The organism is Pseudomonas sp. microsymbiont 2, from assembly GCF_054788395.1.
This window is the reverse complement of record NZ_CM139112.1, coordinates 2,765,144-2,780,172: the sequence shown is the minus strand read 5'-3', so window position 1 is coordinate 2,780,172 and position 15,029 is coordinate 2,765,144. Positions and strand designations below refer to the sequence as shown.

Genomic DNA, 15,029 nt, shown 5'->3' with positions numbered 1-15,029 from the left:
GTATGCACAGGGAATAGCGAGTGATCAGAGGTTGGCCTGGAAAAACGGCGCAAGGTGTTGCATGGCCGTATTGACCCCCGGACCGTCGTACAGGTCCATGTGCGCCAGGCCATTCAGTACCACCAGCTCTTTCTTGCCCAGCGCCTTGGCGTGCAGCTCCTGGCTGTGCCACAGCGAACCGGCTTCGCTGCCGGCGATGACCAGCGTGGGCTGGGTCAGCAACTGCTCGACCAGGTCGAAGGCATCGAAGGCGACCCAGGCGCCCAGGCCGTTCATCAGCATCTTGTTCTGCGCATTGGGGTGCTGGGCGCGCGGCGTCAGGTAGTAGTCGGCGGCTTCCTGCAGGTCGCGCGGCGCACTGGTGTCGCCCAGTTGCGGCACATAAGGCGCGTAGACAGGCGCTGCACCGGCCGCTTCGACCGTGCGCTGGCCGGCCAGGGCGTCGAGTACCGGCAGCAGGTCGTTGATCGAGCCCTTGCCCTCCCAACCTTTGCGGGTGGCGGTGCCGACGTTGACCGCGCTGGCGGTAGCCAGCGCCTTGATGCGGCGGTCGACCGAGGCTGCCTTGGCCGCGAAGCCGCCACCGGCGCAGATGCCCAGCACGCCGATGCGCTGGGCGTCGACGAAACCGAGGGTGGTCAGGTAGTCGACGGCGCTGTACACATCGTCCACCCGGTTCATCGGCTCATCGAGAAAGTGCGGTTCGCCGCCGCTGGCGCCCTGGTAGGAGGCGTCGAAGGCCAAGGTGACAAAGCCTTGCTCGGCCAGCAACCGGGCGTAGGTGCCGGCGGTCTGCTCCTTGACGCCGCCGCCTGGGTGGACGGTGACGATCGCAGGGTACTGCTTGCTTTCATCGAATGCGCTCGGCAGGTAAAGGTGGCCGGCCATCACGATGTTGCGGTTGTTGAACTGGACGTCTTGCATGGTGTTGCCTCCGGGTGGGCAGCGCGAGGTGCTTGCGCGGGGTGGCTGATGCAACCACCCTTCGTTGGAGACAAGTATAGGAAGCAGGGGTACTGCGGTTTTGCCTGATTCGATGCCTTGCTTGCACGTTTCAAGGAAAGTGCGCAGTCATCGAGCATTGCCAGAGCCAGACCGGACCTCGGCAATATCTAGCGCTTGAGCGCAGGAAGACCACCATGGAGCCGCAAGATGCACCATGGTTGGATTGCCTATTACATAGCGCTCAGCCTTGCTGGCGCATGCGCCGAACATCCCGCTGCGGCGGTGCGCCAAAGGCCCGGCTGTACTCGCGGCTGAACTGCGAGGCGCTTTCGTAGCCCACCCTTCCAGCGGCCTGGCCTGCGTCCATGTGCTGGTTGAGCATCAATTGCCGGGCCTCCTGCAAGCGCAATTGCTTGTGGAACTGCAACGGGCTGACGCCGGTCAGCTCGCGAAAATGCTGGCGGAAGGTCGACGGGCTCATATGCACCCGCTCGGCCAGGTCGTCGACGCGCATCGGTTCGGCCAGGTGCTGTTTCAGCCAGGCGACCACCTTGGCGATCTGCTGCATCGGCGAGCCGGCGGCAACCAGGTGACGCAGGGCGACACCGTGCTGGCCGACCAGCAGCCTGACGATGATTTCCTGTTGTATCAGCGGGGCGAGATGTTCGAACAACGCCGGCTCGTCCAGCAGCCCGAGCAGGCGCTCCAGCGCGCGCACCACGCCGCTGTCGAGTTCGGCGATGACGATGGCTTGGTGGGTGCCGGCCTTCGGCGGCGGTGGCAGCTGCAGGTCTTCGACCGTGCGCATGACCTGGCTGGGGTCGAGGGTCAGCATCAGCCCCAGGAAGGGCCTGGCGGGTGTGGCCAGGGCGACATGGGAGACCACGGGCTGGTCGATGCTGGTCAGCATGCCCTGCCCCGCCTGGTAATGCAGCACGGCCTCCTGTTGCATGACCTGCTTGCTGCCCTGCGCGACCACGCCCAAGCCCAGGCCGTAGATGCAGGGCATCGGCTCGGTGGGCGAGGCGCGGCGGTGCAGGCTCAGGGCCGGTAGCCGGGTGACCAGGTCCCCTGCGCTGGGGACGTGTCGGGCGATCAAGGCGCTCAGGCCTGGCAGGCCTGACTCGACGGGGTCGCGGGGGGGCTCGAGGCGGGTCATGCGTTTCTCCATCGGCACTGCCGTCATGCTCCGGGCAATAATGAAGGTTTTTGCACGAATCAACCACTGTGCAGCCCCCCGCAGGGACATTGCCGTCGTTGCCCTATATGAAATAGATCAACCTACCGGCTTCGCGTGCTTGATGCTCTTCTGCCCTATGGCGCAGGCCACCGTTGCCCCTAGGCTTGCCCCTTGGCCGCAATCAGGCTGCCAGCGGGCGGCTGCTGGCGGAAATAGCCATCCAGCCCGGCAAAGATCGCTGCGGCCACCTTGCGCTGATGCCGAACATCATGCAGACGCTTGCAATCGCCGGCATTGGAAATGAACCCCGTTTCGACAAGGATCGAAGGCACAGCCGCCGATTTGAGCACCGCGAACCCGGCCTGCTCCACCCGCGCCTGGTGCAGGCCCGACACCTGCCCCAACTGGCCGAGCACCTGATGCCCCAGGTCCAGGCTGGCGGCGATGGTCGAGCTCACGGACATGTCCAGCAGCACGCCCGCCACCATGGGGTCGGGCTGGCGCAGTTTCACCGGCAGACCGCCACCGACCTTGTCCGCCTCGTTTTCCCGCTGCGCCATCCAGCGCGCCATCGATGACGTCGCGCCGCCCTGGGACAAGGCAAAGACAGAGGCGCCCGAGGCGGTAAGCCGGGGCGCCGCGTCCGCGTGCACCGAGACGAACAGGTCGGCATTCAGGCGCTGGGCGAGTTCGGCGCGCTTGCGCAGCGGGATGAACACATCATCGCTGCGCACCAAGCGTGCCTTGTAGCCCTTCTGCGCGTCGATACGCCTGGCCAGCAACTTGGCAATCTGCAAGGCGACGCGCTTTTCCTGCTCACCCTTGGCCCCCACTGCGCCAGGGTCCTTGCCGCCATGCCCGGCATCCACCACGATCAGCAGGTCACGCAGGCGCGCCGATGGTGGTTGTGCCGCCAACGGAGCGGCAGCCAGAACAGGCCCGGTGAGCGACAGCTCGAACCCGTGTCCCCCGGCCTGGACCGTGCGAACCTCGCTACGCAAGGTCGCGTCGGCCAGATCCACGACGATACGCAGATCTCCGGCTGCAGTGATCCCGCTGCGAATCGCCGTGACCGCGCTGCCTTGCAGTGCAAGGTCGGCCAGCGACGCCCGAAGGGTGGTCTGGGGAAGATCGAGCACCAGCCGCGGTGGCGCGGCGAGGTTGAAATGCCTGGCCGCCACTGGCCCGGTCAGGTCCAGCATCACCTTGGTGACATTGCCCACCCGGCTCACGCGAACGTTTCTGACAGCTTGCGCCGCCTGCGCCGCAAAGGGCAGCGGCAGCGCCAGGCATGCCAGCAACAATTTCAAGACACGGCGTCGATCCATGCGAACTCCAATTGGCCTGCGGGCCAGCGAAGACCCAGGCAATATTGCTGGCCTTTCAAAAAAAGATACATTATAACATTTCTAGCATTATCGTACTGAAGACTCCCGCAGGCAGACAACCAGTGCCGGGACTGACCCTGAATCTTTGAACCAAGGAAACATCATGCATCCATCGTTGAAAGCCGCCACCCTGCTCACCATGATGATCAGCGTCGACGCTGGCGCCCACGGTCTGTGGACCGAGGAGCGACGTGGCAATATCGAGGCGGTGTACGGCCACGGCGCCGAGGATAGCGCCTACAAACCGGAAAAGATCAAGCGTGCCTGGGCGTTCGACGCCGCCGGCAAGATGGTCCCGGTCACGGTCGAGCGCCTGACGGATCATGCCGTCCTGCAACCGCTCGCCCCGCCTGCGACGCTTGCCGTGTTGCTGGACAACGGGCCTTGGTCGCAACGCCCGGACAAGCAGTGGGTCAACCAGGACCGCACCCAGGTCAAGGACGCGATCGCCTCTACCCACAGCCTGAAGTACAGCCTGGCCATTTATCAGAGCGGTGCCCGCCTGCCGAAACTGGACATGCTGCGCCTGGCGATCATCCCCCTGAGCGACCCGCTGAAGGCCGGTCCAGGCAAGCCTCTGGAAGTACAGGTGCTACTTGATGGCAAACCGGCTGCGGATATCCCGCTGCAAGGTGACTACCGCGGCGCGCCCCACCAGATCAATGCCACCACCGACAAACAAGGCCGGGCACGGATCACCGTACGCAACGAGGGGCTGAACATCATCGCCGCCCAAACCACCCTGCCAATGCCCGAAGGCGAATCGGTGGCGCAACAGAGCCTGTTCAGCTCACTGACGTTCCTGGGTGAGCCGCACCACGAGTAGCGTGCACGCCCTGCCTCGAACGTGCGAGCCGAGGCAGGCGCTCGCTCACGCTCGGTCCTGCGCCTGGGTGAGGGTCTGCCGCAGGCGCGGCTGGCACGATTTCTTGGCAGGCCCTGGCAATGCTCAGACCGCACTGAGTTCGGCAAGGTTGCGGTATTGTCCCTTGAAGTACAGCAAAGGCTGAGCGGCATAGGCTTCTTGCAGGTTCAACGCCTTTACTTCGCCAATCACGATCAGGTGATCCCCGGCGATGTGTTCGGCGTGAATCTCGCAATCGAGCCAGTGCAGGCTGCCGGCGATGATCGGGTTGCCCAGCGGCGAGGCCTGCCAGTCGATGCCTTGCCACTTGTCCGTGCCGCGCCGTGCGAACTGGTTGGAAATCCCGGCCTGCTCGCCCGACAGGATATTGACCGCGAAGCGACCGGCCTGGCGAATCCCGGGGTAGCTGGCCGAGTTGGACATGACGCTGAATGACACCAGCGGTGGGCTCATCGACACGCTGTAGAACGACTGGCAGGTAAAGCCAAGCGGCTCGCCATCACTGTGCGAGGTGATCACCGTGATGCCGGAGGCGTAATGCCCGAGCGCTTCGCGAAAGCGCAATGGCTCGATAGCAGTACAGGGAAGCGACATAGTAAATCCTGAATGTTAGGTACAACCCGCCAACAATGGGAAAGGGCTGGAGCTGCACGCCCCTGCCCTCTCACACCGCGCTCGGTTTTACTTCAAGAGTTCCCGGCGCACGATCTCTGCACCTGCACTCAATGCATTGAGCTTGCCGCGTGCCACGGCGCGCGGCAACGGTGCCATGCCGCAGTTGGTGCACGGGTAGAGCTTGTCGGCATCGACGAATTGAAGGGCCTTGCGCAGGGTATTGGCCACTTCCTCTGGGGTTTCGATGGCATGGTTGGCCACGTCGATGGCCCCGACCATCACTTTCTTGCCACGGATCAGCTCGATCAACTCCATGGGGACGTGGGAGTTGTGGCACTCCAGCGAGACGATATCGATCTTGGACTTCTGCAGTTTGGGGAACGCCTCCTCATACTGGCGCCACTCCGAACCCAGGGTCTTCTTCCAGTCGGTGTTGGCCTTGATGCCATAGCCATAGCAGATATGCACGGCCGTTTCGCACTTGAGGCCTTCGATGGCCCGCTCCAGGGTGGCAACGCCCCAGTCGTTCACCTCGTCGAAGAACACGTTGAAGGCCGGCTCATCGAACTGGATGATATCGACACCGGCAGCCTCCAGTTCCCGGGCTTCCTCATTGAGGATCTTGGCGAATTCCCAAGCCAGTTTTTCACGGCTCTTGTAGTGGCTGTCGTACAGGGTATCGATCATGGTCATGGGACCAGGCAACGCCCATTTGATCGGTTGCGTGGTCTGCTGACGCAGGAACCTGGCATCTTCGACGAACACCGGTTTCTGACGAGAAACCGCACCGACCACCGTCGGCACGCTGGCATCGTAGCGGTCGCGAATCCGCACGGTCTCGCGCTTCTCGAAATCAACGCCACTCAAGTGTTCGATGAAGGTCGTCACAAAATGCTGACGGGTCTGCTCACCGTCACTGACGATATCGATACCGGCGAGTTGTTGTTCATGCAGCGACAGGCGCAGCGCATCCTGCTTGCCCTCGACCAACACCTGGTCTTGCAGTTTCCAAGGAGACCAGAGGGTCTCCGGCTGCGCCAGCCAGGAAGGTTTAGGCAGGCTGCCGGCAGTCGAAGTAGGGAGTAGTTTTTTCATGACGCAAGGCCTTGTGTATTCGATCGATCAAACAGCGTAATGAGCGGACCATTGCTGCAGCACAGCGTGGTACGGCTTGATGAATTGTTCTTCTGCATACTTGCCTTGCTCGATGGCCAGACGACTGCGTTCTTCGCGATCGTAGACAATTCGAGTCAACGAGTAGTCCTGATGCTTCAGGCTGGGCTGATAGGATTTCCCAGCCGCCGAGTTCGCGTTGTAGATCTCGGGGCGGTAGATCTTCTGGAAGGTGTCCATCGTGCTGATGGTGCTGATCAGCTCGAGATTGGTGTAGTCGCCCAGCAGGTCGCCGGCAAAGTAGAACGCCAACGGCGCAACACTGTTCGGTGGCATGAAATAGCGCACCTTCAGGCCCATCTTGGCGAAGTACTCATCGGTCAAGGAGTACTCATCCTGCTGGTATTCATAACCCAGGACCGGGTGCTGATTTTCAGTGCGGTGATAGGTCTTGCTGCTCGAAACACTCAGGCAGATGACCGGCAGTTTGTTGAAGTGCTCCTTGAAGGCGCTCGAGTTCACGAAGCACTTGAACAGTTTCCCGTGCAGCTCGCCAAACGCCTCCGGCGTGCTGAAGCCGGATTGCCCTTTGTTGTGGTCCAGCAACAGCACGCTGAAGTCATAGTCCCGCACGTAAGAGGAGAAATTATTCCCGACAATGCCTTCGATGCGCTCGTTGGTCTGGTGATCGACAATGCTGGTTTTCAGGATCTCGATCAACGGCAAGGCATCCCCCGCCTTTTCATCCGCGATCTTCATTTCGACAGAGACGATATCGAGCTCTACCGAATAACGGTCACCCTTGGGGTTGTCCCAATGCGCCAGGGCATTGAAGCGATTGTCGATCATCGCCAGCGTGTTGCGCAGGTTCTGCTGGCGGCTCTCGCCCCTGGCCAGGTTGGCAAAGTTGGTGGTGATGCGCGTGTTGTCCGCAGGCAGATAGTCCTCGTCGAAACGAATGCTTTTGATGGCGAACGTGAAGGCTTTATTCATTGTGACCCGGCACCCTGATTCCCGAAGTAGATCCTGAAAATATTTCCTGCTTGCCTGCCCGGCTTCGAAGGAAAAATTCAATGGGGGGATTGTCAACAAACGACCTTCATGAGACAAACTCATTTTTTTTGCGCTGATCTGTAATTTTGCTCATGATCGATCTAAGGCACCTGCGCACCATCCACGCACTGCGCGACACCGACAGCCTGCACGACGCCGCTGAACGCCTGCACCTCACCCAGTCCGCCCTGTCGCACCAGTTCCGCGAGCTGGAAGAGCGCATCGGCATGCCGCTGTTCGTGCGCAAGTCCAAGCCGGTGCGCTTCACCAGTGCCGGCCTCAAGCTGTTGCAACTGGCCGAACAGGTATTGCCACTGATCCGCAGCACGGAACGCGATCTGGGCAAGCTCGCCAGTGGCACTGCCGGGCGCCTGCATATCGCCATCGAATGCCACAGCTGCTACCAGTGGCTGATGCCCTCGGTGGACGAGTTCCGCGGTGCTTGGCCTGAGGTGGAACTGGACCTGGCCTCAGGCTTTGCCTTCGCCCCGCTGCCCGCGCTGGAGCGCGGCGACCTCGACCTGGTGGTGACCTCCGACCCGGTCACCCTCCCCGGCATCAGCTACGTGCCGCTGTTCGGCTATGAAGCGGTGCTGGCCGTCGACAATCATCACGCACTGCGCGCCAAGCCCTACCTCGAACCCGCCGACCTGGCCAGCCAGACGCTGATCACCTACCCCATCGAGCGCCACCGCCTGGACATCTTCAGCCGCTTTCTCGAACCCGCGGACATCGAGCCCGCCCAGGTACGGACTTCTGAGCTGACGGTGATGATGATGCAGCTGGTCGCCTCGGGCCGCGGCGTGTGCTGCCTGCCCAACTGGGCGCTGCATGAGTACAGTTCGCGTGGCTATGTGACCGCCAAGCGCCTGGGCGAAACGGGTTTGCAGGCCCGACTGTACGCCGCGATCCGCAGCGACATGCTGGAGGTACCCTATGTCAGTGATTTTCTGCTGACCGCCAAGGACATTTCGTTTGCGACCCTGGAGGGTGTCAATGTCGTGTCGGGGCTGGCGACATGAGGCGCTAACCTGACCCGAACTGTCCGGCAAACAGCATCATCGCCAGCACCAGCGGGATCAGGCCAGTCGCGGCAGTCCACTCGGCCTCGACGCGCTCGGCGAACCAACTGCCTTGTGACGGGTACCTGCCAAGCGTGGCCAGCTTCACCACAGGCCAACCCAGCGGATAGCACAATGCTCGGAAAACGAAGTGCACAGACAGCTCGCTGATCACCGCGATACTCCCGTTGAAGGTCATGGGGTGGCTTTGCACAAGGCATTCATTTCAGCGATATCGCTCACCACCTGATCCGCGGACCGGTCGAACATCGCCTGCTCCCCAGCGTCCAGGGGCAACTCGATAACCCGTGCGAGCCCCTCCTGCGCCAGCACACAGGGAACACCCATGGCAATATCGGTTCGCCCGTATTCGCCTTCGAGAATCGCCACCGTCGGCAAGATGCGGTTTCGCCCATTGGCGATGGCATCGACCATCTGCGCGATTGCCACACCCGGTGCATCGCAGGCACTGCCCAGCTTCTTCAAGCCCAGGATCTCGCCACCGCCCTGACGCGTACGCTGCACGATGCTCTCGATCTGCTCGCTGGACAGAAAGTGCGACAGCGGCACCGAACCAATCGCACAGTAGCGCATCAGCGGCACCATGCTGTCGCCATGCCCTCCCAGGACCAGCGCGGTGATATCCCGAGCGCAATACCCTGTCTGCTCGGCGATGAAACACTTCATGCGCGCGGTATCCAGTACCCCCGCCTGGCCGAACACCTTGTCGCGCCCCAACCCACTGAGGCTCCAGGCTCGATAGGTCAGCACATCGACCGGGTTCGACACCACCAACACCGTCGCCGCCGGAGCATGACGATTGATGTCCTGCATGATGCCGTCGAGAATGGGCAAATTGATGCTCAATACATCCTGGCGCGACTGACCTGGTTTGCGCGGGACGCCCGCCGTGATCACCACCAGGTCCGAACCCTGCAGCAATTCGGCATCGGACCCGCCGTAAACCCTGGTATCGGAACCCGACTCGACTGCCGCCTGCCAGACGTCCAGTGCCTTGCCCCGCGCCAACTCGCCCTGCACATCGATCAACGCCAGCTCACGGCAGATCTCGTCCCGGGCGAGGACCTGGGCCGCCGCCTCGCCCACCATGCCAGCACCCACGATTGATAGCTTGTTCACCTCGCACCTCCCGCGGGTCGCGCCACCCGCCTGTACAGAGAAGTATTGTCCGCCAGGGCCAAAAGGCCACCCGACTTCATCGCCTGCGCGATGTCGTGCGCGCATCGAAAATCATTGCGTGGCAATGCGCGGTTTCATCCAGAAGCGCCTGGCCAGGGCGCTTTATCAAGAATTTACGCGGCAGGTAAGTAAACCGACAGCAACTTGATACGCGAATCAATACCCTTTCGCCACGTCTTCGCAGTATCGAGAGAGTGACATGTTCCTGTACGTCAATACCTTCATTCACCCGGTCAAACCCGTCTCGTTCACGCGTGTCGACAAGGCCGGGAAACTCGCCTTGCGGCCCTTCCACACCGGGCTTGCCACGGTGCTGAGCCACAGCCCCTGCAGCCGCGCAGGATCTCGCGGGCACGCCCAAGAGCATGTGACGATCAAATTCCCGAGGTTTGCATGAATACGCCCCTCGAACGACTGCAACAGCAGCTCAGGCAGCGTGGCATCAGCGAAATCGAATGCACGGTCAGCGATTTCTGCGGCATCGGCCGCGGCAAGATCACCGCCACCGCCAGGTTCCTCGAAGAAGGCGGCATGCGCTTGCCGGAAAGTGTGCTGCTGCAGACGGTGACCGGCGACTTCGTCGACGACCAGGTGTTCGATGCCCTGCTCAACGAGGCCGGCGCCGACATGTTCTGCCGCCCCGACCCGCAGGCCTGCTTCGTCCTGCCCTGGCTGGCCGAACCGACCGCCATGGTCATCCACGACCCCTTCGACAGGACCGGCAAGCCCATTGACCTGGCGCCCCGCAACGTGCTCAAGCAGGTGCTCGACCTGTATGCCAACGAGGGCTGGAAGCCGGTGGTTGCACCTGAGCTTGAGTTCTACCTGACGCGGCGCAGTCACGACCCGGGCTTGCCACTGGAGGCGCCCGACGGCCGCTCCGGCCGCCCGGAGCGCGGGCGGCAAAGCTTTTCCATCGATGCCACCCACGAATTCGCGCCGCTATTCGAGGACCTTTACCACTGGTGCGATGCCCAGGGGTTGGACCTGGACACCCTGAGCCACGAAAGCGGCCCCGCGCAAATGGAGGTCAACTTCCGCCACGGCGATGCCTTGCGCCTGGCCGACCAGCTCATCGTGTTCAAGCGTACCCTGCACGAAGCCGCGCTCAAGCATGGTATCGGCGCGACATTCATGGCCAAGCCCATCGCCTGCCAGCCGGGTAGCGCGATGCATATTCACCAGAGCGTGCAGAGCCTGGACAGCGGCAAGAACCTCTTCGCCACCGACGACGGCGCCATGAGCGAGCAATTCCTGCATTACATTGGCGGTCTGCAGCGCTACATCCCGCACCTGCTGCCCCTGTTCGCGCCCAACGTGAACGCGTTCCGCCGCTTCCTGCCGGATAACTGCGCACCGGTCAACGTCGCCTGGGGACACGACAACCGCACCGTCGGCCTGCGCGTGCCAACAGCCTCGGTCGCGGCCATGCGCGTGGAAAACCGCCTGCCCGGCGCCGATGCCAACCCCTACCTGGCGTTGGCCGCCACCTTGTTGTGCGGCTATCTCGGCCTGCATGAACAGCTCGAACCGACCCCTCCACTCTCCGGGCGCGCCTACGATCACGACGGCCTGAGCCTGTCGCACACGCTCGAGGAGGCGCTGGCCCGGATGGAGGCATGCGACACGCTCAAGACGTACCTGGGAGATCGCTTCGTGCAAGGCTATGTCGCGGTCAAGCGCACCGAGCACCGCCACTACCGGCAGGTCATCAGCACCTGGGAGCGCGAGTACCTGCAATCGAGTGTGTGAGTGAAACGCCGTGTGGCGTTACATCTCGACCTGGGTCCCCAGCTCGATCACCCGGTTCAGTGGCAGCTTGAAGTACTTGAGGTTGCTGTTGGCGTTCTTCAGCAGGAAGGCGAACAGGTGCTCGCGCCACTTGGCCATGCCAATGCGCTTGGTCGGCACCACGGTTTCCCGGCTCAGGAAATAGGTGGTGCGCATGGGGCTGAAGTCCAGCTCAGGCGTGCTGGACTGGCTCAGGGCGAGCGGCACGTCGGGTTCTTCCATGAAGCCGAAGTGCAGGCTGACCCGGAAGAAGCCTTCACCGAAAGCCTCGACCTCGAAGCGCTTGTCGGCGCTGATCCGTGGCGAATCCTCCGAGACCACCGTCAGCAACACCACCTGCTCGTGCAATACCTGGTTGTGCAGCAGGTTGTGCAACAAGGCATGGGGCACCGCGTCGGTACGGGCGGTGAGGAACACCGCGGTGCCCTGCACACGATGGGGCGGCTGCGCCTGGACGCTGCCGATGAACAACGGCAGCGGCAGCGCGGTTTCATCCAACCGCTCGACGATGATGCTGCGCCCACGCTTCCAGGTGGTCATCAGCACGAACAAGGCCAGGCCGGCGATCACCGGGAAGGCACCGCCCTGCAGGATCTTCGGCGCGTTGGCGGCGAAGTACAGGCTATCCACTAGCAGGAAGCCCAACAGCAGGGGAATGGCCAGCCAGCGGGGCGTCTTCCACAGCAGCAAGACCACCGCCGAGGCCAGCAACGTGGTGATCAGCATGGTGCCGGTCACGGCAACGCCATAGGCCGCCGCCAGTGCGCTGGACGACTCGAAGCCGACCACCAGCAGCACCACGCCCACCATCAACGCCCAGTTGACCATGCCGATGTAGATCTGCCCCTGTTCCTCGCTGGAAGTGTGCTGGATGAACATGCGCGGCACATAGCCGAGCTGGATGGCCTGGCGAGTCAGCGAAAACGCACCGGAGATCACCGCCTGCGAGGCGATGATGGTGGCCAGCGTGGCCAGTGCGACCATCGGCAACAATGCCCACTCGGGGGCCAGCAGGTAGAACGGGTTGCGCACCGCTGCCGGGTTGTTGAGGATCAATGCCCCCTGGCCGAAGTAGTTCAGCACCAAGCCCGGCAGCACCAGCATGAACCAGGCCCGGGAAATCGGCTTGCGGCCAAAATGCCCCATGTCGGCGTAAAGGGCCTCGGCACCCGTCAGGGCCAGTACCACCGCCCCCAGGATCGCCACGCCCACGCCCGGATGGGCGACGAAGAAATGCACGGCCCAGGCGGGGCTCAGCGCCTGTAGCACCTCGGGGCGCTGGACGATGCCATAGATACCGAGCGCGCCCAGCACCACGAACCACACCACCATCACCGGCCCGAACAGGATGCCGATGCGCGCCGTACCGTGCTTCTGGATCACGAACAGCCCGACCAGCACCACCACCGACAGTGGCACGACCCAGTGATCGATGCCATCGATGCCCAACTGCAGCCCTTCCACCGCCGACAGCACGGAAATGGCCGGGGTGATCATGCTATCGCCGTAGAACAGCGCCGCGCCGAACAGCCCCAGCAGCACCAGGACCTTGCTCAGCCGTGGATAGGGACGTGCCGCCCGCCTGGCCAAAGCGGTCAGGGCCATGATGCCGCCCTCGCCCTGGTTGCTGGCACGCAGAATGAACAGCACGTACTTGACCGTCACGACCCAGACCAGCGACCAGAACACCAGCGACAGGATGCCCAGCACCCCCTCGATATTGGCCTGCACACCGAAGTGACCGTTGAAGACCTCCTTGAGGGTATACAGCGGGCTGGTGCCGATGTCGCCATAGACCACCCCTACGGCCGCGACCAACAGGCCGACGCCCGTGCTCTTGTCTGGATGGGATTGTTGCTCAACGATCACGGATTGGCTCACTGGTAACTTCTCGTCAACATCGCGTAAATACTGAGTGCAGGCAGATAGGCGGCAGGGTCGAAAAACGGCCGCCAGTATCGGCTCTGGCAGCAATGCCGAACATAAAGAAAGCGTAAAATTAGCAGCCCCACAATGCCGGCCAGTCAAAGCTTTCCCGGCATTTTCGGGGGGGGGCTTCTCAGCAGCTAGTCGCAGCGCCCACCCTGTGGGAGCAACTGTCTTGCTCAATGGCGCGATCCCTGTGGGAGCGGGCTTGCCCGCGAATACGGGCGAAGCCCGTGCCATCCACAACGTGCCCAGCCCCAGCAGGTCAGCAGCGAAAACGCAGACAAGCCCGAGTTCCCCTGGGCTCCAGGCTTTCCAGCGTGGCGGCGCCACCGAAGCGCTCCATGACCTGCCTGACCATCGCCAGCCCGATACCCAGCCCCCCCTGCTTGGTCGAATAGAACGACTTGAATGCCGACAGCTCCTGCTGTCGCGTCATGCCCAGGCCTGAATCGTCGATGCACAGCAACACGTCGCTGCCCGTGCGCTGCAGTGTCAGGCGCAATGATCCGCCGTCGGGCATCGCCTCGATGGCATTGGCGAGCACACTGTTCAACACCTGGCCGAGCAGCAGCCGGTGACTGATGACCACAACCGGGCCTTCGATATCCACCTGCGGCGTTATTCGCAACTGCTGCATCCGAGGTGCGAGCGCCCCCAGGGCCTGATGGATGCTCGGCGCCAGGTCGACCGATTCCGCTTCGCCTTGCAATGGCCGCAGGCAATGGAGCAGTTCGCCCACCCAGCTCGCCATTCGGTCGACCTGGGCGATGATGTCGTTGATGTTCCTGCTCGCCGGCTGGCCTGGCAGCGCCTGCGCCAGTTCGGCGCTGCTGCGGATGCTGGCCAGTGGGTTGCGCAGGCTGTGAGCGACCGCGGTGGACATCTCCACCAGCCCGCCGTAGGTCTTGTTGGCGACCAGCTGGTCCTGCTGCTGGGCCAGCAGCCGAGCGGCGCGCAGCACGATCCAGAACAGCCCGAAATAGATGATCAGGCCACCGACCGCCGTGGCGCCCCAGATTTGCTTGCGCCCACGCTCCAGACGCTCTATCAGGTCGACCGGTTCCTTGTAGATTTCCACCATGGCCAGGACCTTGCCTTGATCGTCCAGCAGTGGAATGTAGTTTTCGACGAAGAACATCTTGGCCGGCCGGGTAAACTGCTGTTCGGAGCGATCCGGGTCGACTTCATCGTAGCGGGCGCTGACCCGTCCGCCGGAATTGAACGCCACCTCCAGCGGCCCATCCTCATGCACCCTGCGCCCGATCAGCCCTGGGTTGGTCGACCAGATGACCTCGCGCTCCGGGGAGAAGATGCTCGCCAGCAGCAGGTCCGGCAGGTTGGCCAGGTGGTCGAGGAACTCCGACCGCGCCCGATGGCGGTTCTGCAGGGTCTGCGGATCGAGCATGCCGTAACGCGCCGAAGACAGCACATCGCCCATCTTCATCCCCGACAGGTCATGGTGGCGGATTTCGCCAGTGGCGATCGACTGAATGAACTGGGCGGACAGCAGCGCATCGCGCTCCAGGCTTTCGTTGACCAGAAAGCGCGTCGAATACCAGGCCAGCCCTATCGCCACGCAGCTGATGATGACGAAGCTGGTCAGCGAGAACCTGCGCATCAGATTGAACGGTTCGACCATGTCGCCGAGCGGCGCGCTCACCTTGCGCCCGGGCCACCCTTGCGAAAATGCTCTCATCGCCCCTCCGAGGATCTGTGCCGGATCATCGCTCACCAGCGGGTGAGCCTTCCCCACATTCGGGGGCCGCGCGACCGATGGCGGCAACCGAGTGCCGGCGCGTTCAGCACGGCAATCCCGTGAGCTCGCGCCCCTTCATTGCCCAATGCTTCATAGCGAGCAAATCCGGTGCCAGGGACCGCGGGGTCAGTGG

Annotated in this window: 14 protein-coding genes; 4 read left to right on the top strand and 10 right to left on the bottom strand. The window is 62.8% G+C overall.

The features are described from left to right. Nucleotides 1-24: 24 nt before the first annotated feature. From ACYUME_RS12590 to ACYUME_RS12580, 3 genes are all read right to left on the bottom strand, one after another. Nucleotides 25-924: an alpha/beta hydrolase gene (locus ACYUME_RS12590; RefSeq protein ID WP_460419143.1), complete on the bottom strand. Its 900-nt coding sequence runs from the start codon at nt 922-924 to the stop codon at nt 25-27. A gap of 262 nt (nt 925-1,186) precedes the next feature. Further along, nucleotides 1,187-2,104 carry an AraC family transcriptional regulator gene (locus ACYUME_RS12585; protein ID WP_460419141.1) on the bottom strand — a complete coding sequence of 306 codons (918 nt, stop codon included), beginning with the start codon at nt 2,102-2,104 and terminating at the stop codon, nt 1,187-1,189. Nucleotides 2,105-2,283: 179 nt separating this feature from the next. Further along, the gene (locus tag ACYUME_RS12580; protein WP_460419139.1) at nt 2,284-3,453 is read right to left on the bottom strand and encodes an N-acetylmuramoyl-L-alanine amidase; all 1,170 of its coding nucleotides are present in this window, start codon (nt 3,451-3,453) and stop codon (nt 2,284-2,286) included. Nucleotides 3,454-3,616: 163 nt separating this feature from the next. Here ACYUME_RS12580 and ACYUME_RS12575 point away from each other — a divergent pair, with 163 nt between their 5' ends. Further along, nucleotides 3,617-4,339 carry a DUF4198 domain-containing protein gene (locus ACYUME_RS12575; RefSeq protein WP_279887549.1) on the top strand — a complete coding sequence of 241 codons (723 nt, stop codon included), beginning with the start codon at nt 3,617-3,619 and terminating at the stop codon, nt 4,337-4,339. A gap of 123 nt (nt 4,340-4,462) precedes the next feature. On the opposite strand, the gene ACYUME_RS12570 is transcribed toward ACYUME_RS12575, so the two are convergent. From ACYUME_RS12570 to ACYUME_RS12560, 3 genes are all read right to left on the bottom strand, one after another. Continuing rightward, complete coding sequence (locus tag ACYUME_RS12570; protein WP_460419137.1) at nt 4,463-4,972, bottom strand: flavin reductase family protein; 510 nt, start codon at nt 4,970-4,972, stop codon at nt 4,463-4,465. An 87-nt stretch (nt 4,973-5,059) separates the two neighbouring features. Then, nucleotides 5,060-6,088, bottom strand: a complete 1,029-nt coding sequence (locus tag ACYUME_RS12565) for a methionine synthase (RefSeq protein ID WP_460419135.1) — start codon at nt 6,086-6,088, stop codon at nt 5,060-5,062. A gap of 27 nt (nt 6,089-6,115) precedes the next feature. Further along, nucleotides 6,116-7,099, bottom strand: a complete 984-nt coding sequence (locus tag ACYUME_RS12560; protein ID WP_460419133.1) for a DUF1852 domain-containing protein — start codon at nt 7,097-7,099, stop codon at nt 6,116-6,118. 152 nt (nt 7,100-7,251) lie between these two features. Between ACYUME_RS12560 and ACYUME_RS12555 the strand changes: the two genes are divergently transcribed. Beyond that, complete coding sequence (locus tag ACYUME_RS12555) at nt 7,252-8,181, top strand: LysR family transcriptional regulator (RefSeq protein ID WP_460419131.1); 930 nt, start codon at nt 7,252-7,254, stop codon at nt 8,179-8,181. Nucleotides 8,182-8,185: 4 nt separating this feature from the next. Here the strand turns inward: ACYUME_RS12555 and ACYUME_RS12550 are convergent, their stop codons facing one another. Together ACYUME_RS12550 and ACYUME_RS12545 are read right to left on the bottom strand one after the other, a co-directional pair. Continuing rightward, nucleotides 8,186-8,419, bottom strand: coding sequence for a hypothetical protein (locus ACYUME_RS12550; protein ID WP_460419129.1), 234 nt, complete (start codon nt 8,417-8,419; stop codon nt 8,186-8,188). Next, nucleotides 8,416-9,360 (bottom strand): malate dehydrogenase, encoded by a 945-nt coding sequence (locus ACYUME_RS12545; RefSeq protein ID WP_279887558.1) that lies wholly within the window; start codon nt 9,358-9,360, stop codon nt 8,416-8,418. The genes ACYUME_RS12550 and ACYUME_RS12545 overlap by 4 nt, the downstream gene beginning before the upstream one ends. A gap of 259 nt (nt 9,361-9,619) precedes the next feature. On the opposite strand from ACYUME_RS12545, the gene ACYUME_RS12540 reads away from it, so the two are divergent. Continuing rightward, a complete protein-coding gene (locus ACYUME_RS12540; protein WP_460419127.1) occupies nt 9,620-9,817 on the top strand; it encodes a hypothetical protein in 198 nt (65 codons plus the stop codon). After that, nucleotides 9,814-11,172 carry a glutamine synthetase family protein gene (locus tag ACYUME_RS12535; protein ID WP_460419126.1) on the top strand — a complete coding sequence of 453 codons (1,359 nt, stop codon included), beginning with the start codon at nt 9,814-9,816 and terminating at the stop codon, nt 11,170-11,172. The genes ACYUME_RS12540 and ACYUME_RS12535 overlap by 4 nt, the downstream gene beginning before the upstream one ends. Before the next feature lie 18 nt (nt 11,173-11,190). On the opposite strand, the gene ACYUME_RS12530 is transcribed toward ACYUME_RS12535, so the two are convergent. Further along, complete coding sequence (locus ACYUME_RS12530; RefSeq protein WP_460419125.1) at nt 11,191-13,092, bottom strand: potassium transporter Kup; 1,902 nt, start codon at nt 13,090-13,092, stop codon at nt 11,191-11,193. Nucleotides 13,093-13,402: 310 nt separating this feature from the next. After that, nucleotides 13,403-14,836 carry a sensor histidine kinase gene (locus ACYUME_RS12525; protein ID WP_460419123.1) on the bottom strand — a complete coding sequence of 478 codons (1,434 nt, stop codon included), beginning with the start codon at nt 14,834-14,836 and terminating at the stop codon, nt 13,403-13,405. Nucleotides 14,837-15,029: the final 193 nt, after the last annotated feature.

Bases quoted from the DNA above. Each gene is read 5' to 3' on its own strand.
- ACYUME_RS12590 (WP_460419143.1), bottom strand. From the start codon at position 924: ATGCAAGACGTCCAGTTCAACAACCGCAACATCGTGATGGCCGGCCAC.
- ACYUME_RS12585 (WP_460419141.1), bottom strand. From the start codon at position 2,104: ATGACCCGCCTCGAGCCCCCCCGCGACCCCGTCGAGTCAGGCCTGCCA.
- ACYUME_RS12580 (WP_460419139.1), bottom strand. From the start codon at position 3,453: ATGGATCGACGCCGTGTCTTGAAATTGTTGCTGGCATGCCTGGCGCTG.
- ACYUME_RS12575 (WP_279887549.1), top strand. From the start codon at position 3,617: ATGCATCCATCGTTGAAAGCCGCCACCCTGCTCACCATGATGATCAGC.
- ACYUME_RS12570 (WP_460419137.1), bottom strand. From the start codon at position 4,972: ATGTCGCTTCCCTGTACTGCTATCGAGCCATTGCGCTTTCGCGAAGCG.
- ACYUME_RS12565 (WP_460419135.1), bottom strand. From the start codon at position 6,088: ATGAAAAAACTACTCCCTACTTCGACTGCCGGCAGCCTGCCTAAACCT.
- ACYUME_RS12560 (WP_460419133.1), bottom strand. From the start codon at position 7,099: ATGAATAAAGCCTTCACGTTCGCCATCAAAAGCATTCGTTTCGACGAG.
- ACYUME_RS12555 (WP_460419131.1), top strand. From the start codon at position 7,252: ATGATCGATCTAAGGCACCTGCGCACCATCCACGCACTGCGCGACACC.
- ACYUME_RS12550 (WP_460419129.1), bottom strand. From the start codon at position 8,419: ATGACCTTCAACGGGAGTATCGCGGTGATCAGCGAGCTGTCTGTGCAC.
- ACYUME_RS12540 (WP_460419127.1), top strand. From the start codon at position 9,620: ATGTTCCTGTACGTCAATACCTTCATTCACCCGGTCAAACCCGTCTCG.
- ACYUME_RS12535 (WP_460419126.1), top strand. From the start codon at position 9,814: ATGAATACGCCCCTCGAACGACTGCAACAGCAGCTCAGGCAGCGTGGC.
- ACYUME_RS12525 (WP_460419123.1), bottom strand. From the start codon at position 14,836: ATGAGAGCATTTTCGCAAGGGTGGCCCGGGCGCAAGGTGAGCGCGCCG.